Here is a 26541-nt window from a genome sequence, read left to right as displayed (position 1 = left end):
TAAAGATCTTACCGGAAAATTGATTTGTTTGTTTTTCGCTTAAAGGGTATGCTTTCCATTTTTATACATACCACCCGTACCCGTACACGCAGCCGCAGAAAGTATTCAAAGCGGGTTCTTCTAAAAAACAGGAACAGAAAACGCTCTGTATACTGTATTTCGTCGGCCTCTAAAACCTCTGCATCAAGCGGTTCTATGCGCAGCGGAGTGCCGCCAACCTCATTTTTTAAATTAGAAAACGCTGCGTTTAAGGCTTGCTCCTTTGTCTGGCCTCTGCCTTCGATCTGCAGAGTCATTTCCATTTCTTCGGTTATTGGTTTTGTCACAATGATCTACCCCTTTATTTTTGCCATTTCTTCTGTCAGCCTGCGTCCCAGTTCCTCGATGTCCATGAATCCAAAGCCTAAAACACGTTTTCCGTTCCGAAGGGCCGTTATGCCCTCGTCAACCGAACGCATTCCGTGCTCCGCCGGATATCCGTATTTGGATTGGGCTGTGATCGCTCCGGCGCCTCCGCTTCCGCAGAAGGATATGCCGATATCCGCGTTTTCCTTTTTCATTACATCGCCAAGCCTCATGTCAGCGCCCACACCGGGAATAACCACTGCGCGGCCACCCGCCGATTCAACACCCTTTGCCACGTTCTGTCCCTTGCCCAAGCGGTCTCCGATAACTACTACAATTTGTTCCATAATCCTTTACCTCCTTTTTATGCTATATGCTTTCTTTGATACCTTCAAAATGGATGGACAGCAGGTATTTTTCCTCGTCCGCAATTCCACCGACAACATCCACAATATTCTTAGACAGCATGATGGAATCGGCAGATACATCCCGAAACAGCTCAGGGTCGATGTCGAGAATCTCGCCCGTTAAGCTGCGGTCAATCATTGCACATACATGGTTTACCAGTGACTTCCACCTGTAATCTTCAAATGGAATACCGTCTGTCCGGCATCTTTCTGTCAGCCATTCAATGACCGCCTGAGCTTTTTCAGGTTTTTTGCAAGCCTGTATGATTTGACGGATGTCATCACCCATTTTAAATTCAGAACTCATTGCTCCACACCTTCTTTCCCTTCATAATTGCGGCAACCGGTTCAAAATACCGGGTTACGCTTATTGCCTTGCCTTCGGAGTCCACGAGTTCCTTAATCCCCTGATTTATTCTGAAAATTGTCAGGTCTGCAGGTTCTCCCAACTTGATGGCGGCGGGAGAGAGCCCTAAGAATTTGCGGGGCAAATCTGTTACCCGGCGTACCAGATCCTCTACGGTAAAGCCATAGGGCAGGAATTTTGTCATTGTGTCCATAAGGCTGCCGACCGGGCTTTTAAAATTTCTGCTGTATAAATCTGTTGATATTGAAAAATCAACCGGGTAGATGCCCATGGCCCGTGGAACCGTATCGGAAGAGAAGCTTGCCGAGCCGTGTCCTACGTCAAACCTTACTCCCCTGCTTGCGGCTGAAACAAATTCTCTGGGGTAATCCGGTATGCCGCCTGCCTTACCATGGAAGCAGTGGGTTACGATGTCCCCCTGGCGGAGCAAATCAAGAACTTCATGAAGTTTTGGCGGCTGGTTACCTATATGTACCATAAGCGGAAGTCCCGATTTGTCGGAAAGCTCACGGGCATAGACGAGGGGCTGGATTCCATTTTCCTTTACCACGGAACCGCTCATCCGGACCTTAATCCCTACAATGTGACTTCCATGCTGTTTCTGAAAGCCCGAAAGCTCCTCCGGTGTCATTAAATCATCCATGTCAGCAAGCTCGCTTAGTCCGCCGCAAAGACCGCTGCGGGCGATGTTTAAAAAGAATCGGATATCAGTGCTGTTTCTGTTTATGATTTCCTTTTCAAAAAAGTCGAAATCCCTTACGCCGGTGCTTCCTGCGTCAACGACCGTGTGCACGCCTTGACGTATGCCGATTTGATCTGCTGGAATGGAAATAGGGGCATGGTTTTCAAAAACATGGACGTGGCTGTCTACAAAACCTGGCGCAGCATAGCAGCCGGTGGCATCAAATACCGGAATATCCCCGATCCTGTCCGGCATCCCGGCAAAGCGTCCGTCTAAGATGCATAAATCCCTCTTTTGGATTTTGCCAGCTGAAGGATCGATTACCTCTGCATGTTTGATAATCATGGTGTTTGTCATATGATCTCTCCTTGTTCCTTAAAGTAATAAGTAAGCGCCTGAATTTCATCAAGGGTTAAGAAAATGCCAACTTCAGACAGCCTGTTTTTTATGAGGCAGTCCAAAGGCCGTTCCTCTTTGGATTTGGCGGTAAACTGCTTGTCGAATACATAGCGGTTGGCAAGCAGCATGACATGTGCAAGAAAAGCGAGTTCCAGACCTTGCTTTACTGCGTAAACGGGATGTTCCTGAAGTACAGCATATATTTTTAAGCCTGCCAGAATGACTTCCTGGGAAACCTCCTCCTGCTTGTTGCTGTCCATGCTCAGGGTAACGGGCTGGCTGCTGTTGAGAATCTCGTTATCTTCCGTCCGGTCGCCAATAAGCTTACGGATGGACTCAATATCCGCCTTTGTGGGAAGGGGTTCCACAACTACCACAGGCACCGTTGCTTCAATGGGAAATATGCTTATGATAAAGTCAGGCTTCGAGTGCTCCACCACTTCGGTTACCTCTGAAAGAGAGCAGTGCTTTACGACTTCCAGGCGCCGGATCTCGGCTTCCAGCATTCTCTCTATAAGCTTTGCCGCTCCCCGTCCTGTAGCACATACGAATACGACCCTCATTTTCCGCCCGACACCCAAATTCTTTTGTGCCACCAGAAAATGCAGCGCAAGATAGGATATAAAAGATTCATTGGGAAACAGATACGCATCATCAATGTGATGCCTGCATACGGTCCTTATGCTCTTATAGAGATGGTAGTGGTTTTTGATAATCAGGTCATGGAAGGGGTTTCGGTCGGTATCATTTTTTTCGGTTGAAAACATGTGGGAAAGGTCATGGCGCAGATGGTTTAAAAGTCTTGAATACAGCGTATTGTCTTCATAATACGGAAAGTTCTCCATGATGCTGACCTTCTGTATCAGGTCTACGCTTAACCCCGCAACATCTACCTGCATTTGTGTCTTCTGGTATCGTCCCTGTACATAATCGAATTCATCCTGCAATGTGGGAAGATTGTTTTTTTCATAAACCTCGCACCAATAAAGAGAAAGTCCATTTTCATCCTTTAACGCCTCCTGCATGGAATCCCCAATGTATTTCTTTATGCGGACTCTGGACAGGCTGACCAGCAGGCGGGTTGCCATGATTACGATATTATCCTCCAGAAGCACCGAACCATGGTCGCGGTATGCACGGATCATCACTTCCTCAACCACTTTATAATCTCCGGCAGAGACTCCGCTTAACTGTAAGGGCGGCGTTTCCTTTGAGATACCGTCCTTTATCCTGTCAATCATTTTGTAGATATCATAAACTGACATACTGTCGCGCAAAAGCTTCTCAGCCAGAGAACGCAGGGCGATTTCCGAGCCGTCTAAGCGATAGCCGAGACGCACCTGCCTTTTAAAAAACAGTCCGCTGCCCTCAAGAAAAACATTCACATAGTCCATGTCGCTTAAGATTGTGCCGCGGCTTACATTAAGCTCTTCTGCAAGTCCGCCTGCTGTAATATAACCATCGCGGAACAGAAGCTGCAGCAAAATATGCCTGACCCGGGTTTCCTGGCTAAGATGGATGTTTATTTTCTGCTGCTGTGAAAGCTCGGCAAGGGCATGTTCTCTCTGTTGTTTCATACAATTCACCCAAATGCCTTTGCCGGGGCTTGAACAGTATTCAATGCCTTGTTTCTTGAAAAAGAACTTTATATTTTCTAAATCGTATTGTACGGTCCGGGAGCTTACCTGGAACTCGTCAGCCAAATCCTTGATTCGAATGCTGCCCTTGGCGGACAGTATTTTGCATGCAACTTGAATTTCCCTGCTTGTAAACACCTGCATCCCCCTTTTCCAATCATGTTTCCTTCCTCCGGGTACCGTGCAAAACGACCGATTAATCTGGATAATTTCATAAATTAACCGTAAATATCACCATAGACTGCTTATGTCATGTAGTATAGCAACATTATCGGGCAAAATAAAGAACAATTTGCTTCACTCTACTTAGTGCAGAGATTTGACAATTAGTATAAAATGTATATTTTATACGGAAGCTTTTTGTATATGTTGCCATGTATTATCGTGGAAGTCTGCCCTTGCTATTTTCCTGTGCCAGACCGTTTCCAGGATTTTTACAAAAAAAAATACCGGGAAGATCGTTCGATTCTTCCCGGTATCTTTTTTATATCGTCTCTGATGGATTTTCCCCTCTGCGCATATTTTTCTGGGCAGTAGAGAGCATCAGCTTAATACGGTTTAACTGGTTTACCTCACTTGCGCCGGGATCATAATCCACGGCAATGATATTGGAATCAGGATAAGCTTTCCGCAGCTCTTTTATGACACCCTTTCCAACGATGTGGTTGGGGAGGCAGCCAAAGGGCTGGGTGCACACGATATTATTGGTGCCGCTGTGGATCAGCTCCAGCATTTCTCCGGTCAAAAACCAACCTTCGCCGGTCTGGTTTCCGATGGATACGAATTCCTTTGCCATATCCGCCAGATTTCCGATGTGGGCCGGGGCTGTGAAGTGTTTGCTCTTTAACAGCTCCTTCTTTGCAGTCCTGCGGAAATATTCAAGCAGGGAGATTCCCATATTGGATAAGGCTGCGGTGGTTTTTTTGCCGCCTAATTTCTGGGCCTTAAAGTTATTGTTGTAGAAGCAGTATAAAAGGAAGTCCATCAGGTCCGGCATAACAGCTTCCGCACCTTCTGATTCCAGCAGCTCTACAATGTGATTGTTAGCCAGAGGTGAAAACTTAACAAGGATTTCTCCTACGATTCCTACCTTGGGCTTCTGAACGGCAGTTCTTGGAAGATTGTCAAAATCCCTGATAATTCCCTTTATGTTACGGGAGAAGGTCATCATGTCCGGAGATTTCCTGGACAGGGATTCGATGCACACCTCTTTCCATTTGTCATGAAGGGAGTTGGCTGAGCCTGGTACCTTCTCATAGGGGCGTGTTGCATATAACACTCTCATAAAGACGTCGCCGTATACCACTGCCTGCATGGCCTTTGTCAGCATGGGCAGGGTGATGGTGAATCCAGGGTTTGACTCCATGTTATTTGCATTGACGGAAATGACCGGGATATGCCCCATATCTGCTTTCTCCAGGGCGCGCCTGATGAAGCCGATATAATTGGAAGCCCGGCATCCGCCTCCGGTCTGGCTCATGAACACCGCAGTGCGGTCTAAATCGTATTTACCGGAGAGAAGTGCATCCATGATCTGGCCTACCACGATCAGGGACGGATAGCAGGCATCGTTGTTTACGTATTTTAACCCGGTATCAATGGCAGAGCGGTTGTCGTTTTGAAGGACCTCCACCCGGTAGCCAAAGGAACGGATGGCTGGTTCAATTAAATCAAAATGAAGGGGAGACATCTGAGGACACAGGATGGTGTAATCCTTCTTCATCTCTTTGGTAAACATAATCCTATGATAAGCGCTGGAAACCACCTTTTGCTCGTAGTGGCGTTTGTCACGCACCCGCAGTGCCGCAATCAGGGAACGAATGCGGATCCTGGCAGCTCCCAGGTTATTGACCTCATCGATCTTTAAAACCGTATAGATCTTGCCGGAGCCGGTTAAGATGTCATTAACCTGGTCTGTGGTAACGGCATCCAGACCGCAGCCAAAGGAATTCAGCTGGATCAAGTCCAGGCGGCTCTCTTTTTTTACAAGAGCGGCGGCCTGGTAAAGCCTGGTGTGGTACATCCACTGGTCAGTAACCACCAGAGGGCGTTCAATTTCAGCCAGATGGGAAATGGAATCCTCCGTAAGCACTGCAAATCCATAGGAAGTGATAAGTTCCGGGATGCCATGGTTGATTTCCGGATCCACGTGATAGGGGCGGCCTGCCAGCACAATTCCATGCCGGTCGTTGTCCTCCAGCCACTTTAAAGTTTCCTCCCCCTTTTTCTCCATATCGGACCTGGAAGCCATAAGCTCGGCCCAGCCCTTCCCGGCGGCGGCTGCAACTTCAGATGCCGGAATCTGGAATTCCTTTGCAAATACCTCTGTTAAGCGTCCGGTAAGTATTTCTTCGTTGGTAAAAGCCATGAACGGATTCAAAAAGCGGATATTTTCTGATTTAATACCTTCCACGTTGTTCTTGATGTTCTCTGCGTAGGAGGTGACGATAGGGCAGTTAAAATGGTTTCCTGCATCAGGGGTTTCATTCCGTTCATAGGGAATGCAGGGATAAAATATGGTTTTAATTCCCTGCTTGATCAGCCATTCAATGTGTCCGTGGGCGATCTTTGCCGGATAGCATTCCGATTCGCTTGGTATGGATTCAATGCCAAGCTCATAGATCTTTCTGGTGGACTGAGGGGAGAGCACGGTCCGGAATTTCAGTTCCTTAAAGAAAACAGCCCAGAAGGGGTAGTTTTCATACATGTTTAAGACCCTGGGAATGCCGATGGTGCCCCGCTCTGCAAGATCCGGACTAAGGGGCTCGTAATCAAACATACGGCGGTTTTTATAATCAAAGAGGTTTGGTATTTCCCTTTTTGCTTTTTCTTTACCAAGGCCTCGTTCACAGCGGTTTCCTGTGATAAACTGGCGGCCTCCGTCAAAACGGTTAACGGTAAGGACACAGTTGTTGGTACAGCCCTTGCACCGGGCCATGGAGGTTTCGTAATGTAGTCCCAGAATCTTATCCAGGCTCAGCATGGTGGTTGTTTTGGATTCCTCGTAGCGTTCTCTTGCGATAAGAGCGGCGCCAAAGGCTCCCATGATGCCTGCAATATCAGGCCTGATGGCTTCACAGCCTGCTATCTTTTCAAAGCTTCTTAAAACGGCATTGTTATAGAAAGTACCGCCCTGGACCACCACATGCTGGCCTAAATCAGAAGCATTTGTAATTTTTATTACTTTAAACAGAGCATTTTTAATGACTGAATAAGCAAGCCCTGCAGAAATATCGGATACCTCGGCCCCTTCCTTTTGGGCCTGCTTTACGTTGGAATTCATGAATACCGTGCATCTGGTCCCTAAGTCGGTGGGGTTCTTGGCAAATATGGCTTCCTGTGCAAAATTCTCTACCTGGTAGTTTAGAGAGTTGGCAAAGGTTTCGATAAAAGAGCCGCAGCCCGAGGAGCATGCCTCGTTCAGCTGGACACTGTCCACAGTGCCGTTTTTAATGCGGATGCATTTCATGTCCTGACCGCCGATATCCAGGATGCAGTCAACCTTTGGTTCAAAGAAGGCTGCCGCATAGTAGTGGGAGATGGTCTCCACTTCTCCTTCATCAAGCAGGAACGCTGATTTTAAGAGGGCTTCTCCGTATCCAGTCGAACAGGACCATACGATCTGGCTGTCCTTTGGCAATTGTTCTTTGATTTCACTCATAGCCCGGATCGCTGTTGCAAGCGGGCTTCCGTTGTTGCTGCTGTAAAATTTATATAACAGGGTGCCGTCTTCGCCTACTAGAGCCACCTTAGTGGTGGTGGAACCTGCATCGATCCCTAAAAAGCATTTTCCATGGTAGGTGGATAGATCACCCGTTTTAACGCAGTGGCTGTTGTGACGGTCTATGAACGCGTCGAAATCAGCCTGATCCGCAAACAGTGGTTCCATGCGCTTTACTTCAAATTCCATCCGGATGCCGGAAGATAAGCGTTCAATCAGTTCTTCCAGGGAGATGTTCCCTTCTTGTGTTTCCTCTGCATTCATGGCCGCACCGATGGCAGCAAATAAGTGGGAATGCTCCGGAGCGATGATCTCATCTCCGGATAAATGGAGGGTGCGGACAAATGCCTTCTGAAGCTCCGGAAGGAAATGGAGCGGGCCGCCTAAGAAGGCTACATGGCCCCTGATGGGCTTTCCGCAAGCCAGACCGCTGATGGTCTGATTCACTACTGCCTGAAAAATGGAAGCGGCAAGATCTTCTCTGGTAGCCCCTTCATTGATAAGCGGCTGGATGTCCGTTTTAGCAAATACGCCGCAGCGCGCGGCAATGGGGTAAATGGCCTTATAATTGGCCGCATATTCATTTAAACCGGAGGCATCGGTCTGTAAAAGCGCTGCCATCTGATCGATAAAGGACCCGGTGCCACCGGCACAGATCCCATTCATACGCTGGTCAATGCCGCCGGTGAAGTAAATAATTTTTGCATCTTCTCCGCCGAGTTCGATTGCCACGTCGGTCTGTGGGGCATAATCCTTAAGAGAGGTTGCGACCGATACAACCTCCTGGACAAAGGGAACCTTTAAATGCTTGGACAGAGTTAATCCACCAGAGCCTGTGATGGCAGGGCGTATTTCCATAGGGCCCAACTTATCAAAGGCCTTCTTTAAAAGGCCTGCCAGTGTTTCCTGTATGTTTGCAAAATGCCGCTCATAATCAGCGAACAAGATCTCATGGTCTTCGTTTAATACAGCTATTTTAACCGTTGTTGAACCGATATCGATTCCTAATGTGTGATATGTAATCATATGTGCGGGGTATCCCCTGCCTCCTTTTGTGTAAAAGTAAGTTGCTGACTCACCGAACATCAGTTTAACATAAAATAAGAAATAATACAATTGCCATAACATGCTAAAAAAATGTTAATTCTAGTAAAATTTGTTTAAGTTAACGAAAAGGGGTTCCTTTTCATTTGACAAAAATGGCCTGGGAAATTATAATGTATAAGTCAAAGTCTGCCAACGTTTTTATTTAGATTTTTCAGTGAAAGAGAGAAAAGCTATGATTCAGATTTATAAAACAGAAGACGGCCTGATTCAGCAAAAGGATGAGCTTTCTCCCGGTTCCTGGATCGCCCTTACAAATCCTACTGCCACAGAGATCCTGGAAATCGCCAACACCTGTAAAATCGATCCCGATGACTTAAGGGCTCCTCTTGATGAGGAAGAACGTTCCCGTATCCAGACGGAGGATCATTACACGCTTATCCTGGTAGACGTTCCCACCATAGAGGAACGCGGCGGCAAGGACTGGTATGTTACCATACCAATGGGTATCATAACGACTGATGATGCTATCATTACAGTCTGTCTGGAAGACACCACAGTTCTTAATGCATTTATGGACGGCAGGGTAAGGGATTTCCACACTTATATGAAAACCCGGTTTATCCTGCAGATTCTTTATAAGAATGCATCTTTGTATCTGCAATATTTAAGGATTATTGACAAAAAGAGCGGGGAGGTGGAAGAGAAGCTTCATAAATCCACTAAGAACCGGGAACTTATCGAGCTTCTGGAGCTGGAAAAGAGCCTTGTTTACTTTACCACATCATTACGCTCCAATGAGATGGTGCTTGAAAAACTGATGAGAAATGAAAAAATCAAGAAGTACCCTGAGGATACGGAGCTTTTGGAGGATGTCATTGTAGAGAACAAGCAGGCGATCGAGATGGCAAACATCTACAGCGGGATTTTAAGCGGGACCATGGATGCATTTGCTTCCGTTATATCCAATAACCTAAATATTGTAATGAAGTTTCTGGCAACCATCACCATTGTTATGTCCATACCAACTATGGTGGCAAGCTTTTACGGGATGAATGTTAATTCCCTTGGCATGCCTTTTGCGGATAATCCTCATGGCTTTATCATCGTTTTAGGTCTGACGCTGGCCCTGACGCTGATTGTAGCGTGGATTTTTTCTAAAAAGGATCTGTTTTAGCTTTAGCAGAGAAGAGGAGACACCCTGGGGGTATACCTTTATGCCCAAAAGTCATGGGCAGAAAAGAGGAAAGCATGAAGTTTTTTTATAATTTTGAACACAGATTCAGAAAGTATGCGATTCCGAATCTGATGTACTATATCATCGGTATGTATGGTGTGGGACTCTTAATGGAGATGCTCGCACCGGGATTTTACTGGCAGTACCTGTCCCTTGACGCTGGGAAGATACTTAGCGGCCAGGTGTGGAGAATAGCCACTTTTATGATTTATCCGCCGGGAGGCGGCACGTTCTTAAGCCTGATCAGCATGTATTTGTATTACATGCTGGGAGTAAACTTGGAGAGGATCTGGGGAGCATTCCGTTTTAATGTCTATTTCTTCATGGGAGTCATCGGTCATGTGGCGGCGGCGCTGATCGTGTATGTTTTCATGGGAAAAACGGTATATCTGACAACGGAATTTCTCAATTATTCCCTGTTCTTTGCCTTTGCCGCCACATTTCCGGATTTGGAATTCCTTTTGTTTTTCGTGATTCCTATAAAAGCCAAATGGCTGGCCATCTTTAACGGAATCTATTTCCTGTATGGCTTTATCACTGGCAATATAGCGACCAGAGTCACGATATTCATGTCCTTATTGAACTTTATCATCTTTTTTGTTTTGACACGGAATTTAAGCCGGTTCAATCCAAAAGAGATCAAAAGAAAGCAAAATTTTAATAAGCAGATGAAGATAAAGCCCCAGGGATGGACACACCACCGGTGTGCCGTCTGCGGGCGGACCGAAAAGGACTCCCCAAACCTGGAATTCCGTTATTGTTCAAAATGCGAAGGCAGTTTTGAATACTGTTCTGAGCATTTGTATACACATAAACATGTAACACCGTCCAACCCCACAACCGGTGATACGACCAACTAGCTACGGAGGATAACGATGAAGAGAACCAAGATTATTTGCACCATGGGACCTAATACCAACGATTACGCAATGATGAAGGCACTTGCCGAACACGGCATGGATGTTGCCAGATTCAACTTTTCACACGGTGATTATGAGGAGCAGAAGATGCGCCTTAATTTACTGAAGAGCATCCGTGAGGAACTTGACCTTCCGATTGCAGCGCTTCTTGATACAAAAGGACCGGAGATCCGTACCGGACTTTTGAAGGACGGCAAAAAGGTGAATCTGAAAGAGGGAGAAATCTATATCCTGACAACAGAGGAAATCGTTGGAGATGAAACAAAAGGACATATTAACTATGATGGCCTGAATGAAGATGTAGTCCCAGGAAACCGTATCCTCATTGATGATGGCCTGATTGAACTGGAAGTCATCGAGGTAAAGGGCAAAGAGATTACATGCAAGATCATTAACGGCGGCGAGCTGGGAGAGAGAAAAGGCGTCAATGTTCCGAATGTTAAGGTAAAGCTTCCGGCGCTTACTGACAAGGACAAAATGGACATAAAGTTTGGTATCGAGCAGGGCTTTGATTTCATTGCAGCTTCCTTTGTACGTACCGCTGATGCCATAAACGAAATAAAGAAAATCCTGGAAGAGCATGGTTCCAATATTGCCGTTATTGCCAAGATCGAAAACGCGGAAGGCATTGAAAACCTGGATGATATCATCGAAGCCAGTGACGGCATCATGGTTGCCCGCGGTGACATGGGAGTTGAGATTCCGGCCCAGGAGGTTCCATTCATTCAGAAACGTATCATCGAAAAATGCAACGAAGCCTGCAAACCTGTTATTACGGCAACCCAGATGTTAGATTCCATGATCCGCAATCCCCGCCCAACCAGAGCAGAGGTAACGGACGTGGCAAATGCAGTTTATGACGGAACAGATGCAGTAATGCTTTCCGGCGAGACCGCTATGGGTAAATATCCGGTTGAAGCTCTTTCCATGATGGCGTCCATCGTGGAAGAGACAGAAAAGCATCTGGATTACAGCGCATACAGAGAGCGCAAGGTTTCTGCTGTCAATGTGCATAATGTATCCAACGCCGTATGTTATTCTTCTGTTGCTACTGCCCATGATCTGGGAGCCAGAGTGATTGTTGCTCCAAGCATCACCGGCTTCACGACAAGACTGTTATCCAAATGGAGACCGGAAAGCCTGATCATCGGCCTGTCCCCAAGTGCTTCCGCCCTTCGCCAGATGCAGTTATACTGGGGCGTAAAGCCATTCCATGGAAAGCGTGCAGAATCCACTGACGTTTTGATTTATTCCTCCATGGAACTGTTAAAGTCAAAAGGCATTGTTAAGGAAAATGAAACGGTAGTAGTAACTGCCGGTGTGGTGAATCCGGTAAGAAAAAATGAACCGGCAGCACATACCAACATCATGAGGGTCGTAACCGTAGATTAAGGGATGCCCGTAAGCGAGTAAAACCGCAGGTTTAAAATCGCACACCGCAGATTACTTCTGCTATGAATAATTATACAAGAAAAGTGTAGACAAAGGAGTCTATCCCCGGTACAATGTAGCTTACAGCAGATGTGCCGGAGACAGGCTCTTTTTGCATATGGTAAGCTACGAGAGGAGAGGAAAGCTATGGACAAGAGACCATTTGTTACAAAGGAAAAGTTAGAAGAGATCGCGAGAGAGTATCCAACGCCTTTTCATTTATACGATGAAAAGGGAATCAGGGAGAATGCCCAGAAGTTAGAGGAGGCGTTTTCCTGGAATAAAGGGTACCGGGAGTATTTTGCGGTTAAGGCCACGCCCAATCCATTTATCCTGAATATTTTAAAGGATTATGGGTGCGGAGCGGACTGTTCATCCATGACAGAGCTTATGATGTCTGATTGCCTTGGCTTTACCGGCTCTGATATCATGTTTTCATCCAATGACACGCCTGCAGAGGAATTCCAGTATGCGGACAAAATCGGCGGGATCATCAATCTGGACGACATCACTCATATAGAATTTCTTAAAAAAGCCATCGGGCATATTCCGGAGACCATCAGCTGCCGTTACAATCCGGGCGGTATATTTAAGATCAGTAATGACATTATGGATAATCCGGGAGATTCCAAATATGGAATGACGACCGAGCAGATGTTTGAGGCCTTCCGTATATTGAAAAGCAATGGAGCTAAAAACTTCGGAATTCATGCATTTTTAGCGAGCAACACGGTAACCAATGAATATTATCCTCTTCTTGCAAAGGTGCTTTTCGAGCTTGCGGTAGAGCTTAAAAAGGAGACGGGAGCCCATATCTCTTTCATTAACCTGTCAGGAGGAATCGGAATTCCTTACCGTCCGGGGGAGGAGTCTAATGACATCAAGGCCATCGGTGAAGGGGTCAGAGCGGTTTATGAAGAAATTCTGGTGCCGGAAGGAATGGGAGATGTGGCAATTTACACAGAGCTTGGACGCTTCATGCTTGGGCCTTATGGCGGCCTGGTAACAAGGGCCATTCATGAGAAGCACACCCACAAGGAATACATCGGCGTTGATGCCTGTGCGGTAAATCTAATGAGACCGGCCATGTATGGTGCTTACCATCATATCACTGTTATGGGAAAAGAGGGAGATGTGTGCGGCCATAAATATGATGTGGTAGGCTCTCTCTGTGAAAATAATGACAAATTCGCCATTGACCGGAACCTTCCTGAGATATCCGTGGGCGATCTGCTTTTCATTCACGATACAGGAGCTCATGGCTTTGCCATGGGATATAATTATAATGGGAAATTAAAGTCTGCGGAGCTGCTCTTAAAAGAAGATGGATCCGTTGAGATGATCCGCAGGGCCGAGACTCCCAGGGATTATTTTGCCACCTTTGATTTTTGTGACGTGCTGAAGGATATGAAATATTAATAATTTCGTAAGAAATTATAAATGAAGGAGAGATGGTTTCCGGAGATTCCGGAAACTTCTCTTTTATTTTTTACCTGTAAACCGTGTATTTTCTTAATTTGGGCAGAAAAATCCCTGTGCCACATGACACAGGGGAGATTTTTCTTAGGATTTTCGGATTTCAAAAAGGGTGAAAGGATAATTGATACATTGTGCATTTCTTATGGTATTAGTATAACACACCGCCTCGAGAAAAGTTTGTATATTGTTTGAATAGATTATGAAGATTTTCTTAATTCAATCTTCACGAGGAAAAATCAGATGTTGATAAAATTGCAAAAAAATCTGGACTCTCCCTCATGAACTATTTGAAAAATAATAGGTATTACGCAACTAGTGACATAAATACGACCAATCAGTGGAATTATTCGGAAAGGTCCATGCCATTCATTTGAAAGGAGTTTGTCTGCATTGTGGGTTCCGTATTTTTCATCGTTTATACGTTCTTTCATAGGAATCCATGTTTCCAGATCAATATCATACAGGTTGGCGATAGCAAGAGTATAGTACAGGACATCATAGAGTTCTTCTTCAATACTGCCCTTAAAAGAAGTCTCATTGGCAGGAGTCGTGTTCTTGCGTATCGTACTTTAGCATAAGAAAATTATCGAAATTTGTAGGTAATATTTACTTTCTTTCGGTAAACCTTGGTATATAATATTAATATGGAGGTGAAAGATATAATGGGTAGAACCTGGCATTTATTTCCTGGTACTTACAGAAATAAAAGTATAAGGAATTGTTTAAGGGGACTAGAAAGCAATGAGGATTATACAATATTTTATGATGATGGAATCTTCCAGTTTGAACGGAAAAGAGGAAGTAAAAAAATTGTTTGTGAGATTAGTGTAGGTGCGTTTTATGACATTTGCAATGGCTTATATGATAAAACAGAAATTAATAATCGAATAAATGATTTTATTCTGCAGCAATTATATCTAAAAGGTGTTGAATTAGAGTAGGTGGAATCCAACAGTCCCATTCTCCTTTTGAAAACATCTGTCGATATTAAGTCGATGGGTGTTTATTTCCCGTTTTTTTCTTTTACATAAAAAAGGAACCCTCCATGTTAGCGTTTCAACCAACATTTTGGGTTCACTTCAATTCCGGACCCGGAAGAAAATACTAAAAGATAATGGAGCGTGCCAGTCTGGTGAGCACTTCCTCGCATCTTAAGATATCTTCACAGGGGACAAATTCATCCGGCTTATGGGCCAGTTCCAGGTCACCGGGACCATAGGACATGCAGTTGGGATTGTGAAGCTTTCCAGCGATGACAGCGGTGTCTGTGTACCCGGGGAAATAGGAAACAGGGACTGTTTTTCCTGTGGTTTCCTCTGCTGCGGCTTTCAGGGCTTTTAATAAATAGGAGTTTTCATCCTTTTCGATGAATGGCCTGTCTCCTGTGATCTCATAAGAAGAGGTGATCCCTGGAACAGCGATCGCAGCTTCCCGGATGGCCTGTTCCACAATGGAGATGGCAGCAGCTGTATCTGTGGGAGGCACCAGGCGCATGTCGATCCATACTTTGCATTGGTCAGGAACCACATATGGGCGGTATCCTCCTTCGATCTGGCCGAATGTGACGGTAGATATGCCCAGATCCTCATGAGAGGGGCATTCTCCGATCCGGCGGCGTATGGAAGATATGATCTCGGCCATAGCGGCAATGGCGTCGGCCCCCTTCCAGGGAGTGCTCGCATGGGCGGTCACTCCTGTAACGGTGACTTCAAACCAGGTACGCCCTTTATGAGCAACCTGGATCTGTCCGTTTGTTGGCTCTGTATCAAGAATAAAGCTTTTTTTAGTCACCCAGCCTTCTTTTATCACATCCTCAACTCCCCGCATGAAATCTTCTTCATCAACAGTACCGATGAAAACAAAGGAATGCCTGGGGATTTTTCCGGAAGCCGCCTCCTCTGCCACGGCGGAAAAGGCGGAGAGCGCACAGGCAAGTCCGGATTTCATGTCACAGGCTCCCCGGCCATAAATCCTTCCATTAATAACCTCTGCTCCAAGAGGGTCGGTTGTCCAGCCGTCTCCAATGGTTACCGTATCCATGTGGCAGATATAAACAAGAGCAGGGTCGTCGATTTCTCCTTTAATTTTTGCCATAATATTATAACGGCCCGGCAGGACCTCTTTTTTTATGACAGGGACAGACAGGGAAGATAGCCGGTTAAAAATATATTCGGCAATATTTTTTTCGTAAGCACCGGGATCCGTACTGTCGATGCGGATCAGGTTCTGTGTCAGCAAAGTGGCATCGGATCGATGATTTTCCATAATAATAATCTCCTTACTTGTTATTCTATATCCATTATAGGAACGGACAAGCAGAAAGTAAATGGTATTTGACTAAAATCTCCTTCGTATTTTAGAGGAAAAGAAACCACATGAGCCAAACCGGAATATCCTAATAAAAAAGGAATCAGGTAATGGACTGTGAATCATGTGAGAGAAGCAATACACTGTGATGCTGCCCATCATATGGGCTATACAGGGCGTGGGATTGGAGTTGCAGTTCTCGATACGGGGATTTATCTTCATGAGGACTTTGAACATAGAATGGCGGCTTTTGTAGATATTGTACACCGCAGAAGGGATACCTATGACGATAACGGTCACGGGACTCATATATCAGGAATCATTGGAGGCAGCGGCATCGCTTCCGGAGGAATGTATATGGGCATAGCACCAGAGTGCCATATCATTATGCTTAAGGTATTGGATAAAAAAGGGAATGGTTATGCTTCTGATGTGCTGGCCGGACTTAAATGGATTCGTGATAACAGAGAAAGGTATGGGATCAGGATTGTAAATATTTCTGTTGGTTCCTTTTCGAAAAAGGGGATGACAGAGAATTCAGTTCTCGTGCGTGGAGTAAATGCGGCATGGGATGACGGGCTGGTGGTCTGTGTGGCCGCAGGAAACATGGGACCGGGCATGAATACGATCACAACTCCGGGAATCAGCCGGAAGGTGATTACTGTGGGGTGCTCAGATGACTATAAAGAGGTTAATGTAATGGGAAACCGGATGATTGATTATTCTGGAAGAGGTCCCACCGGTGCCTGCATCTGCAAACCGGAAATCATCGCTCCGGGGGCAGGGATTATCAGCTGCGCCAACGAATCAGGGCAATACCTTGCCAAAAGCGGAACCTCAATGTCGACACCCCTGGTTTCAGGGGCAATTGCGCTTCTTCTTCAGAAATATCCCTATATGACCAACCGGGATGTGAAACTGATGTTAAGAGAGCGGGCCGTGGATCTGGGTCTTCCCATAAATCAGCAGGGATGGGGGATGCTTGATGTGGAGAGGCTTTTGATGTAATAGTAGAATGGTAAGAATATCAACAGGGCTTCTACGGGAAAATTTGACCCGTGGAGGCCCTGATCTTTTAGTCGATCATTTATGGGACTTTGAGTTATAACAGCCAATACACGGCTCTTACCCTTATAAAAAGGCCCACAATTGCATCACTGCCATTGGAAGGTCCTTAATGGCAGGAATAAAAACGTATTTCTCAGCCGGCTATGTTTGAGCTAATGTATGCTATTTTGCTTGTAAATCACGCCATTTTATACCCAGCTCTGGTGGGACAGTTGAGATTAGCAGTTTGCAGCGCTGTTTGCAAATATGATTTACTTGGCTTCTTGACAGCGGTTACGTTCGGGAAATAAAGCATTGTACGAGCCATATATTATAAGAGGACCATGCATGTTATGCGTCCAAATATTAAGGAGAATAACAATGAAATATAGAAAAGAGCCCGAACTGACCGGACGGATTGTTTTACCAAATGATCCGCTGTACAACTCCGCCCGCCAGGAATTCAATACGTTTTTTAATAAATTTCCACTGGTTATTGTATTCGCAAAGGAAACACAGGATGTCATCAATGCCATACGCTGGGCGCGTTATACCGGAGTACCGCTTAGAATGCGCTCTGGACGCCACAACTATGAGGGTTTGTCTGCGCTGAATGGCGGGCTTATCATCGATGTCAGCGAAATGAAACAACTGGAGATATATCGCAAAAAAGGCACAGTCACACTCCAGACAGGGCTTCGGAATGTTGAAATTATAGAAGAACTTGGTTCACAGGGTTTAGTCGTTCCGCCGGGGTTATGCCCCACCCCTGGTATTGCTGGCGTTACCTCGGGCGGTGGGCATAGCAGCCTTTCCAGACCTTGGGGGCTTGTTATTGACAATCTTCTGGAGGCAGAATTGGTAGACGCAGATGGCTGTGTGCTGCATGCAAGCGCCGACCGCAACCCAGACCTGTTTTGGGCCCTGCGGGGGGGTGGCGGAGGTAACTTTGGCGTATGCACTTCCTTCCGTTTTCGTACGCACGAAATCGATACGGTGGCTTATGCTGCAATCAACTGGGAACTTGAAGACTTAAAACCGGTGCTAAAGACCTGGCAGGAATACACGCTTCCCGACGCAGACAACAGGTTTACACCGCTGTTATCGATTATATCAGGAGAGCAATCCTTTTTGCTTGCACAAGGGGTGTTTCTCGGCTCAGCCAAAGTATTGCGCGAATTGCTTCGTCCCTTGCTCCGGTCCGGTTCACCTACTAGTGTATTTATTGAGGATATACCATGGGTAGAAGCCGCAGCCCGCATTGGAAAGACCCAGCCCGTTAGCCCGGAGCCATTTAAAAGCGTTGGGCCTTATGTCGATGAATTGCTGCCGGATGAGGCAATTGACATCATACAGCGTTTTATTACAAATCCCCCAACCGCTTCTGTGTCTCTCCTGTTCCATGGTTTGGGTGGGGCGGTAGCTGATATTTCCAGCAAAGCCACAGCGTACTTCCAGCGTAATGCGCTGTCAAATATGTCTATTTATGCCACATGGAACGAGCCCGAGGGTGCAGGCCCCGGTATTCATTGGGTGGATCAATTTCGAAGGGAAATGCTGCCATATACCAATGGTGTTTATATCAACACCCAGGATTTGTCCATCGAAAACTGGCCAAAGGTATACTATGGCGGTAACTTTGAGCGCTTGACCGGAATTAAGGCAAAGTACGATCCGGAGAATTTTTTCCGCTTTCCGCAAAGTATACCGCCGGCTTCCAGATGCAGGGACTAACTGATAGAGAGTGCGGAAGGCTATAGTGGGAAAGGAATGCTGTTACCTGCCTTTCCACGATGCAGACACTTGGGATGAGCTGATGGGGGATTACTCTTGTGAACTGTTTGATAATAAAAGCCGTGTTTACCTGGATTATTTTGGGAATAGCACGGTTTTTTCCTTAATTTTGCTTATTGCAGGATAGATGATAAAGTGGTTTAAGACTTCGGTTCACTCATATGTATGAAGCGAAGGCACAACTGTATTTGAGCGGCCAGGGAGCATTCGATATACCGCATGATGTGGCCTGATTCCGATGACATTATTACAAAATAGTAGTTGCACCTCCAATCCTCCTATGCTATAGTAAATTAACAGTATGAATGCAGTTTGTCTTTTCTTCAACTTTCAGGCATTTCGCCAAAACGTCCCTATTGAATATATTAAAATGATTTTTTGCTGTACAGGTCAGGAGTGTGATGCGTATTGAGCTCAGAAGAATAAATTTCTGGTTGACATTTGCCCGGAAGTATACTATGATTATAAACAGAAAAAGAACATTTGTTCGCGTCGGAGGATAATATGAATAAAGATGATAAGCTAAAGGCGCTTGATGCCGCCCTTACTCAGATAGAAAAGGCATATGGGAAAGGCTCTGTTATGAAGCTGGGCGACTCAGGCACAAATATGAACGTGGAGACCATACCTACAGGAGCATTAAGCCTTGATATTGCTCTTGGCCTGGGAGGAATTCCAAAGGGAAGGGTTGTGGAGATCTACGGGCCGGAATCCAGTGGTAAAACGACGGTTGCCCTACATATGATTGCAGAGGTTCAGAAGAGAGGCGGCATCGCGGGATTTATTGACGCGGAGCATGCCCTTGATCCTGTTTACGCCAAGAACATTGGAGTGGATATTGATAACCTTTACATTTCCCAGCCGGATAACGGAGAGCAGGCATTGGAGATCACGGAAACCATGGTTCGGTCCGGTGCTGTTGACATAGTAATCGTGGACTCGGTCGCAGCTCTTGTGCCAAAGGCCGAAATTGAAGGTGATATGGGCGATTCCCATGTGGGTCTTCAGGCGCGTCTGATGTCCCAGGCTCTTAGAAAGCTGACGGCCATCATCAGCAAGTCCAACTGTATTGTTCTCTTTATTAACCAGCTTCGTGAGAAGGTGGGAGTCATGTTTGGAAGCCCTGAGACTACTACGGGTGGACGTGCCCTTAAGTTCTACGCGTCTGTCCGCCTGGATATCCGTAAGATCGAGACCTTAAAGCAGGGCGGAGATATGGTAGGTAACCGGGTCCGTGTAAAGGTAGTAAAGAATAAGATTGCACCGCCATTTAAAGAGGCAGAATTCGACATCATGTTCGGCAAAGGTATTTCCAAGGAAGGAGATATCCTGGATCTGGCGGTAAAAGAGAATATCGTGGAAAAGAGCGGAGCATGGTTTGCTTATAATAATGTCAAGATCGGCCAGGGCCGGGAAAATGCCAAGACTTATCTTCAGGATAATCCGGCAGTTTGCCTGGAGGTAGAGAACAAGGTCCGTATAAAGTATGGGCTTCATGAAGAAAGCAGTATAGCGTCGGAGAGTGCTGGTTCAGCTGCCACTAAGGAAAGCAAGAGAATCAAGGCAGAGGAAAGCAAAGACGAAACTCCCAAGGAGTAATCTCCGCAAGGTTTTGGCCGGCGAATTCATGAACGCCGGAAAAAAGTTAAAATAAGGGGCCTATATGACAGTTGTGGAAATTGTGCCCGTTGATAAACGCAGGAGTAAAGTCATTCTGGATGAAGACTTTACTCTTGTCCTATATCGAGGGGAAATCAGAAAATTTGGGATAGAGGAAGGAACGCCGCTTTCCGAAGAGACTTATCAGGAGATCCTTAATGAGGTTTTGTTTAAAAGGGCCAGGGAAAGGGTCCTTTTTCTTCTGAAATCCTCAGATAAGACGGAACAGGAACTGAGACGGAAGTTAAAGGATGGAGGGTATCCGAAAGAAGCTGCCGATTACGCCATAGATTTTTTAAAAGAACATAACTTTATCAACGATGAGAACTACGGCCGCAGATACGTGGAATTCAATTCAGAGCGGAAAAGCGGGCGGCAGATTCAGTACGAACTGCAGAAAAAGGGTCTTGACAAAGAGGTGATCCAGGAGATCCTTAGAGAACAGCCTGTGGATGAAGAGGCGCAGATACGGGCCTATGTGAATAAGAAGCGCATAAAAGCGGAGGAAATGGACTTTAAGGAACGAGGAAAAATGATGGCTGCCTTGGGTAGACGGGGTTTTTCTTACGATGCAATAAGCCGTGTTTTAGGCGGAATTTATAGTGAATACTGACAACAAGGAAAATGTGTATAAGTATACCTGAAACAGGGGCGAAATACTTGACATAATGTATAAAACAGTTTAAAATTGTAGTGTTGTATTGTTGTACAATGAAAATCTAATAAGGAGGTGCTCCTGTGTCAGTATCAGTATTCATGGCTATATTGATTGCAATTGTAGTATCAGTAGTAGTTGCTTTTATTGCCTGGTCTGCTGCCATCACGTATCGTAAAAATGCTTACGAAAGCAAGATTGGCACTGCGGAAGAAAAATCCCGGGAAATAATAGATGAAGCATTAAAGACCGCTGAGACAAAGAAGCGCGAAGCTCTCCTTGAGGCAAAAGAAGAGTCTTTAAAGACTAAGAATGAACTGGAGAAGGAAACCAGGGAAAGAAGAGCTGAGCTTCAACGTTATGAAAGAAGAGTACTAAGCAAGGAAGAAAACCTGGACAAGAAGTCCGAGGTTATGGAAAAACGAGAAGCAGGTCTGGCTGCTCGCGAGGACGCCCTGAATAAGAGAAATACCGAAGTGGAATCTCTCTATGAAAAAGGCATTCAGGAACTGGAAAAAATTTCTGGACTTACCTCCGAACAGGCAAAAGAATATCTTTTAAAATCTGTTGAAGATGACGTTAAACATGACACTGCGAAATTAATTAAGGAACTTGACAACAAAGCAAAAGAAGAAGCCGAAAAAAAGGCGAGGGAATACGTGGTTACAGCCATTCAAAGATGCGCTGCTGACCATGTGGCAGAAACTACGGTTTCAGTCGTGCAGCTACCAAACGATGAGATGAAAGGAAGAATCATCGGAAGGGAAGGCCGTAACATCCGTACGTTAGAGACCCTTACGGGAGTGGAACTCATTATTGATGACACCCCTGAGGCTGTTGTATTATCCGGATTCGATCCGGTTCGTAGAGAAGTAGCCAGAATCGCGTTGGAACGCCTTATTGTGGATGGACGTATTCATCCTGCAAGAATTGAAGAAATGGTGGAAAAGGCACAAAAAGAGGTAGAAACCAATATGCGTGAAGAAGGAGAAGCCGCTGCTCTTGAAGTGGGCATTCACGGTCTTCATCCGGAACTCATCAGATTGCTTGGCAAGCTGAGATACAGAACAAGCTACGGTCAGAATGCATTAAAGCATTCCATTGAGGTGGCCCAATTGTCAGGGCTGTTGGCCGGAGAAATCGGCCTTGATATCCGCATGGCCAAGCGTGCCGGTTTACTACATGACATCGGAAAAGCCGTTGACCATGAGATGGAAGGTTCTCATATTCAGCTCGGTGTGGAGTTATGTAAGAAATATAAGGAATCTGCAATCGTGCTGAACACTGTGGAATCACATCATGGCGATGTTGAACCACAGAGCCTTATCGCTTGCATTGTCCAGGCAGCAGACACAATATCTGCCGCAAGACCTGGAGCAAGAAGAGAGACTCTGGAGACATATACAAACAGATTAAAACAGTTAGAAGATATTACCAACTCCTTTAAGGGAGTGGACAAGTCCTTTGCCATTCAGGCAGGACGCGAAGTTCGGATTATGGTAGTACCGGAGCAGATTAACGATGACGATATGGTTCTTTTAGCCCGTGATATTTCCAAGAAGATTGAAGAATCTCTGGAATACCCGGGACAGATCAAAGTCAATGTGATCCGGGAGTCCAGAGTTACAGATTACGCGAAGTAAATGTTCAGATTGAGATGATAAATGCCCTAAACCGTAAAAAACTAGTATTTTTGCGGGTTTGGGGCATTTTTTAATTGAGTTTTTCTTTAGGAGAAATGAACCCACATATGGTGTTACGCCTTCACGGTATAAGAAAGAGCAAACAAAGGCAATATAGTTCTAAATGTTTTTCTTGAATATAACAAAGATTTGATGTATTATAATATAAATGCCCTTTTTCAGATTGGTCTAAGGTCAGTAAGATACTTATAGTTAAAAAATCTTGGGGCAAGTAATAAATTGTGCGAAGTAATATAATGCCTTAAAACCGTATAATAATCTGAATGCGGCTTTAAGGCATATTTCATGTCAGGAGGATGATACGTGAATCGGAGGATAAAAGTACTGATTAGCTGCATATTGGTCAGCCAGCTGTTTCTAATGACTGTATATGCGAAACCGGACTGGCCGTCTGATACGGGCATCCAGGCGGAAGCCGGGATTGTTATAGACGGGGATTCAGGGGCCGTCATATTTGGCCAGAATATCCATGCCCCTTATCCGCCAGCCAGCATAACGAAGATTTTGACTGCTCTTATTGTTTTAGAGAACGCGAAACTCGACGACATGGTGACCTTTTCAAAGGATGCCATTTACAATGTGGAGGAGGGCAGCGGCAATAAATTAAATGTGGATACAGGTGACAAGCTTTCTGTGGAAGACTGTCTCTACTCTCTGATCCTTCATTCCTGCAACCAGGCAGCGAATGCTCTTGCGGAGCATGTGGCCGGAAGCAGAGAGGGATTTGTAGACATGATGAATGATAAGATCAAGGAGCTTGGTTGTACGGAAAGCCATTTTGACAATCCGTCAGGGCTTAATGGAGACACCCAGTATGTGACTGCTTATGATATGGCACTCATAGCAAAGGCTGCTTACAGCAATAAAAAGCTTGTGGAGATCAGCTCTGCAATCAGCCATAATATTCCCCCCACATCCAATAATCCGGAGGGGCTTACCATTTACAACGAGCATCGTCTGGTAAAGACCAAGGATACAAAGAGTGAATTTTATTGTCCGTCAGCAGTGGCAGGAAAGACTGGATATCTAATTAAAGCAGGAAATACCCTTGTGACCTATGGGGAGCAGGATGGAAAAAGGCTTATCTCCGTTATTTTAAAGGGAAGCCCGAAGCAATATTTTATTGATGGTAAAGCTCTTTTGGAATTTGGCTTCAGCCGTTTTGAAAACTTCCCTGTTACAGGGAATGAAACCAGTTATATATCAGGGGAAGAACCTGTTGAGATAAAAGGGACATCTTATAAACCCTCTGATCTGGAATTAGAACCGGACAGCACTGTAACCATTCCCAAAGGAGCCGAGTTCTCCCAGGCGGATAAGACTCTTGTAACAGAGCTTCCGAAAGGAAGTCCAAAAGGGGCGGTAGCTATGATCCAATATTCCTACAATGACAGAAAGGTGGGCCAGGCCTACTTAATGGAGAAGAATGCTCCGGAACCAACGAGCCAGGAATCAGAACAGGGATCCACAGAAGCAAAACCAGTGGAATCAGAAACAAATTCAGGCGCCAATAAAAAGTCATCGGATCATAAGGGAAGCAGAGTGCTTACGATAGCAGGAATTGCTGCTTTTCTTGGACTGGCAGGCGGCGGAACCGGATTTTTCATTTATAAGAAAAAGAAAGAGGCCAGAGAGATCGCTCTCAGAAGAGAAGAGAGAAGGCGGCGCTTAAAAGCGGAAGGGGCAGAAGAAGCGTTTGAAAAGATTTTAAAACAACGCCGGAATAAAAAATAAACATAAGAATAAAAGAAAATGAAAAGGACCAGCTGGGGAAGCTGGTCCTTTTTCGGAGAAGGTATTTCGTTTCTTATGGGGTGTAGCAAAAACTATATAATGTATTGGGGGGGGGTTACATTTATTAATATAACTCATTTTTCTGAAAAAGTGTCAACAAACATTCATGAATTTTAAAATTAAAATTGTGCATTTTCCCTCGGTTTATTCAGTGGATTGTGGAAAAAACATAGAAATCAGAAAGAATACGTGTATTCCTTGTGCGTTCTCTCTTCAGGCTCTTAGGGGATATTTTTGTAAAACCTGCCTTCTTGTGGTAAAATACATAAAAACAACTTGTGCAATGGTGCGTACAAGTAATAAATTATAGTTAGAGGATATTTTGTCACTCTTATAAAAAGGTATTTGGAACATAACAAGTCTGGTTTATGGCAGAAGGGCGGGATCATATCAATGGAGTTTCACAAAGTAAAAATGATAATTGACAGGGAGTTTCCCATTGCAGAGGTCGATGAAAGAATCTATGGCTCCTTTATAGAGCATCTGGGGCGGGCTGTATACGACGGGATTTACTGTCCGGAACATGTATCTGCTGATGAAAATGGCTTCCGGGATGATGTGAAGGAACTGATACGGGAATTAAATGTTCCTATCATCCGGTATCCTGGAGGCAACTTTGTATCTGGCTTTAACTGGGAGGACAGCGTGGGGCCTTTAAATGATCGACCCAGGCGTCTGGATCTGGCCTGGAAAAGTCTGGAGGAGAATAAGGTTGGCCTAAATGAATTTACAACATGGGCCAGAAGTGCAGGCTCTGATGTAATGATGGCGGTAAACTTAGGAACCAGAGGAATTGCGGATGCATGCAATCTGCTGGAATACTGCAATCATCCGGGCAACAGCAAATACAGTGATTTAAGAATCAGCCACGGTTATAAGGAGCCTCATAACATAAAGACCTGGTGCCTGGGAAATGAGATGGATGGTCCATGGCAGATCGGACATAAGACCATGGAGGAATATGGGCGTCTGGCAGAAGAAACGGCAAAAGCCATGAAGATCATTGACCCTGACATTGAACTGGTTTCCTGCGGAAGTTCATACTTAGCCATACCTACGTTCCCGGACTGGGAGGCAGTGACTCTTTGGCATACCTATGATTATGTGGATTACATATCCATGCACCAGTATTATGGGAACCAAAAGGGGGACAGCCAGGATTTTCTTGCTTCCTCCGATGATATGGATCAGTTTATCCGCACCGTCATTGCCACCTGTGATTTTGTAAAGGCCAAAAAGAGGGGCAAAAAGGATATTAAGATCAGCTTTGATGAGTGGAATGTCTGGTATCACTCCAATGCGGCGGATGATGACATCACGAAAAACCACCCATGGCAGGTCGCACCTCCTATGCTGGAGGACATTTACAACTTTGAAGATGCTCTTTTGGTAGGCCTTATGCTTATTACCCTGTTAAAGCATGCGGACCGGGTGAAGATGGCATGTCTGGCCCAGCTCGTAAACGTGATCGCGCCCATTATGACGGAAGCCAAAGGCGGAAAGGCATGGAGACAGACAATCTTTTATCCATTTATGCATGCTTCCCAATATGGACGTGGAACGGCCCTTGTCCCGGTCATCAGTACGCCAAAATTCGATACGTCAGCCCATGAAGATGTGACTGCGGTAGAAGCTGTGTCCGTATACAATGAGGCTCTTCATGAAGTGACCATCTTTGCGGTGAACAGGGATCTTAAAAAGGATGCGGAATTGACTGTGGATGTGAGGAGCTTTGAAGGATACCGGGTTCTGGAGCATGTGGTTTTGGAAAGCGATGATTTGAAAGCGGAGAACGGGCCTTTTTGCCAACGGGTGGCTCCAAAGCAAACCAGTCAGTCTGCACTGGATGGCGGTACCATGACAAGTACCTTGCACAAGGCGTCTTGGAATGTGATACGGCTTGGAAAATAATG

19 protein-coding genes are annotated in these 26541 nt (G+C 45.4%); 12 read left to right on the top strand and 7 right to left on the bottom strand.

The features are described from left to right. Positions 1-8: 8 nt before the first annotated feature. The 6 genes from BMX69_RS16300 to BMX69_RS16275 all read right to left on the bottom strand — a co-directional run bounded on the left by BMX69_RS16300 (position 9) and on the right by BMX69_RS16275 (position 8584). Entirely contained in the window at positions 9-326 is a 318-nt protein-coding gene (locus BMX69_RS16300) for a DUF4312 family protein (protein WP_100042935.1), read from the bottom strand. A 6-nt stretch (positions 327-332) separates the two neighbouring features. Then, complete coding sequence (locus BMX69_RS16295) at positions 333-692, bottom strand: glycine-rich SFCGS family protein (RefSeq protein ID WP_100042934.1); 360 nt, start codon at positions 690-692, stop codon at positions 333-335. A gap of 22 nt (positions 693-714) precedes the next feature. Next, on the bottom strand, positions 715-1059 hold the full coding sequence (locus BMX69_RS16290; RefSeq protein WP_100042933.1) for a hypothetical protein: 345 nt from the start codon (positions 1057-1059) through the stop codon (positions 715-717). Then, positions 1049-2158 (bottom strand): amidohydrolase/deacetylase family metallohydrolase, encoded by a 1110-nt coding sequence (locus BMX69_RS16285; RefSeq protein WP_100042932.1) that lies wholly within the window; start codon positions 2156-2158, stop codon positions 1049-1051. The genes BMX69_RS16290 and BMX69_RS16285 overlap by 11 nt, the downstream gene beginning before the upstream one ends. Beyond that, positions 2155-3777 (bottom strand): BglG family transcription antiterminator, encoded by a 1623-nt coding sequence (locus BMX69_RS16280; protein WP_160117922.1) that lies wholly within the window; start codon positions 3775-3777, stop codon positions 2155-2157. Before BMX69_RS16280 ends, BMX69_RS16285 begins: the two co-directional genes overlap by 4 nt. Before the next feature lie 544 nt (positions 3778-4321). Further along, the gene (locus BMX69_RS16275) at positions 4322-8584 is read right to left on the bottom strand and encodes a 2-hydroxyacyl-CoA dehydratase (protein ID WP_100042930.1); all 4263 of its coding nucleotides are present in this window, start codon (positions 8582-8584) and stop codon (positions 4322-4324) included. Between the two features lie 253 nt (positions 8585-8837). Between BMX69_RS16275 and BMX69_RS16270 the strand changes: the two genes are divergently transcribed. The 5 genes from BMX69_RS16270 (at position 8838) to BMX69_RS16245 (ending at position 14610) form a co-directional block, all read left to right on the top strand. Then, the gene (locus BMX69_RS16270; protein ID WP_100042929.1) at positions 8838-9779 is read left to right on the top strand and encodes a magnesium transporter CorA family protein; all 942 of its coding nucleotides are present in this window, start codon (positions 8838-8840) and stop codon (positions 9777-9779) included. A 74-nt stretch (positions 9780-9853) separates the two neighbouring features. Continuing rightward, positions 9854-10699 (top strand): rhomboid family protein, encoded by an 846-nt coding sequence (locus tag BMX69_RS16265; RefSeq protein WP_025229922.1) that lies wholly within the window; start codon positions 9854-9856, stop codon positions 10697-10699. Positions 10700-10714: 15 nt separating this feature from the next. Next, a complete protein-coding gene (gene pyk, locus BMX69_RS16260; RefSeq protein WP_100042928.1) occupies positions 10715-12151 on the top strand; it encodes a pyruvate kinase in 1437 nt (478 codons plus the stop codon). Between the two features lie 186 nt (positions 12152-12337). Next, positions 12338-13609, top strand: a complete 1272-nt coding sequence (locus BMX69_RS16255) for a diaminopimelate decarboxylase (protein ID WP_100042927.1) — start codon at positions 12338-12340, stop codon at positions 13607-13609. A 704-nt stretch (positions 13610-14313) separates the two neighbouring features. Continuing rightward, positions 14314-14610, top strand: a complete 297-nt coding sequence (locus BMX69_RS16245; RefSeq protein ID WP_166433202.1) for a ubiquitin family protein — start codon at positions 14314-14316, stop codon at positions 14608-14610. Between the two features lie 163 nt (positions 14611-14773). Here BMX69_RS16245 and BMX69_RS16240 read toward each other — a convergent pair whose 3' ends face one another. Beyond that, complete coding sequence (locus BMX69_RS16240; protein WP_100042925.1) at positions 14774-15934, bottom strand: M20 family metallopeptidase; 1161 nt, start codon at positions 15932-15934, stop codon at positions 14774-14776. Between the two features lie 159 nt (positions 15935-16093). On the opposite strand from BMX69_RS16240, the gene BMX69_RS16235 reads away from it, so the two are divergent. From BMX69_RS16235 to arfA, 7 genes are all read left to right on the top strand, one after another. Continuing rightward, positions 16094-16984 (top strand): S8 family peptidase, encoded by an 891-nt coding sequence (locus BMX69_RS16235; RefSeq protein ID WP_100042924.1) that lies wholly within the window; start codon positions 16094-16096, stop codon positions 16982-16984. Positions 16985-17404: 420 nt separating this feature from the next. Further along, positions 17405-18757: an FAD-binding oxidoreductase gene (locus BMX69_RS16230; protein WP_100042923.1), complete on the top strand. Its 1353-nt coding sequence runs from the start codon at positions 17405-17407 to the stop codon at positions 18755-18757. Between the two features lie 564 nt (positions 18758-19321). Beyond that, the gene (recA, locus tag BMX69_RS16225) at positions 19322-20416 is read left to right on the top strand and encodes a recombinase RecA (protein ID WP_100042922.1); all 1095 of its coding nucleotides are present in this window, start codon (positions 19322-19324) and stop codon (positions 20414-20416) included. Between the two features lie 64 nt (positions 20417-20480). Further along, on the top strand, positions 20481-21089 hold the full coding sequence (locus BMX69_RS16220; RefSeq protein WP_100042921.1) for a regulatory protein RecX: 609 nt from the start codon (positions 20481-20483) through the stop codon (positions 21087-21089). A 143-nt stretch (positions 21090-21232) separates the two neighbouring features. After that, entirely contained in the window at positions 21233-22774 is a 1542-nt protein-coding gene (rny, locus tag BMX69_RS16215; RefSeq protein ID WP_174715241.1) for a ribonuclease Y, read from the top strand. Between the two features lie 363 nt (positions 22775-23137). Continuing rightward, positions 23138-24568 carry a D-alanyl-D-alanine carboxypeptidase family protein gene (locus BMX69_RS16210; RefSeq protein ID WP_054790056.1) on the top strand — a complete coding sequence of 477 codons (1431 nt, stop codon included), beginning with the start codon at positions 23138-23140 and terminating at the stop codon, positions 24566-24568. Between the two features lie 474 nt (positions 24569-25042). Further along, positions 25043-26539 (top strand): arabinosylfuranosidase ArfA, encoded by a 1497-nt coding sequence (gene arfA, locus BMX69_RS16205; RefSeq protein WP_100043878.1) that lies wholly within the window; start codon positions 25043-25045, stop codon positions 26537-26539. Positions 26540-26541: the final 2 nt, after the last annotated feature.

Origin of the sequence: Lacrimispora sphenoides JCM 1415 (genome assembly GCF_900105615.1) — a bacterium.
In the GTDB taxonomy this organism is placed as follows: Bacteria; Bacillota; Clostridia; order Lachnospirales; family Lachnospiraceae; genus Lacrimispora; species Lacrimispora sphenoides.
Note: the sequence above shows the minus strand (reverse complement) of the source record. Positions and strands in the feature narration are given on the sequence as shown.

Excerpts from the sequence above, each read along its gene's own strand:
- BMX69_RS16295 (WP_100042934.1), bottom strand. The coding sequence starts at position 692 with ATGGAACAAATTGTAGTAGTTATCGGAGACCGCTTGGGCAAGGGACAG.
- BMX69_RS16290 (WP_100042933.1), bottom strand. The coding sequence starts at position 1,059 with ATGAGTTCTGAATTTAAAATGGGTGATGACATCCGTCAAATCATACAG.
- BMX69_RS16285 (WP_100042932.1), bottom strand. The coding sequence starts at position 2,158 with ATGACAAACACCATGATTATCAAACATGCAGAGGTAATCGATCCTTCA.
- BMX69_RS16280 (WP_160117922.1), bottom strand. The coding sequence starts at position 3,777 with ATGAAACAACAGAGAGAACATGCCCTTGCCGAGCTTTCACAGCAGCAG.
- BMX69_RS16275 (WP_100042930.1), bottom strand. The coding sequence starts at position 8,584 with ATGATTACATATCACACATTAGGAATCGATATCGGTTCAACAACGGTT.
- BMX69_RS16270 (WP_100042929.1), top strand. The coding sequence starts at position 8,838 with ATGATTCAGATTTATAAAACAGAAGACGGCCTGATTCAGCAAAAGGAT.
- BMX69_RS16265 (WP_025229922.1), top strand. The coding sequence starts at position 9,854 with ATGAAGTTTTTTTATAATTTTGAACACAGATTCAGAAAGTATGCGATT.
- pyk (WP_100042928.1), top strand. The coding sequence starts at position 10,715 with ATGAAGAGAACCAAGATTATTTGCACCATGGGACCTAATACCAACGAT.
- BMX69_RS16255 (WP_100042927.1), top strand. The coding sequence starts at position 12,338 with ATGGACAAGAGACCATTTGTTACAAAGGAAAAGTTAGAAGAGATCGCG.
- BMX69_RS16245 (WP_166433202.1), top strand. The coding sequence starts at position 14,314 with ATGGAGGTGAAAGATATAATGGGTAGAACCTGGCATTTATTTCCTGGT.
- BMX69_RS16240 (WP_100042925.1), bottom strand. The coding sequence starts at position 15,934 with ATGGAAAATCATCGATCCGATGCCACTTTGCTGACACAGAACCTGATC.
- BMX69_RS16230 (WP_100042923.1), top strand. The coding sequence starts at position 17,405 with ATGAAATATAGAAAAGAGCCCGAACTGACCGGACGGATTGTTTTACCA.
- recA (WP_100042922.1), top strand. The coding sequence starts at position 19,322 with ATGAATAAAGATGATAAGCTAAAGGCGCTTGATGCCGCCCTTACTCAG.
- BMX69_RS16220 (WP_100042921.1), top strand. The coding sequence starts at position 20,481 with ATGACAGTTGTGGAAATTGTGCCCGTTGATAAACGCAGGAGTAAAGTC.
- rny (WP_174715241.1), top strand. The coding sequence starts at position 21,233 with ATGGCTATATTGATTGCAATTGTAGTATCAGTAGTAGTTGCTTTTATT.
- arfA (WP_100043878.1), top strand. The coding sequence starts at position 25,043 with ATGATAATTGACAGGGAGTTTCCCATTGCAGAGGTCGATGAAAGAATC.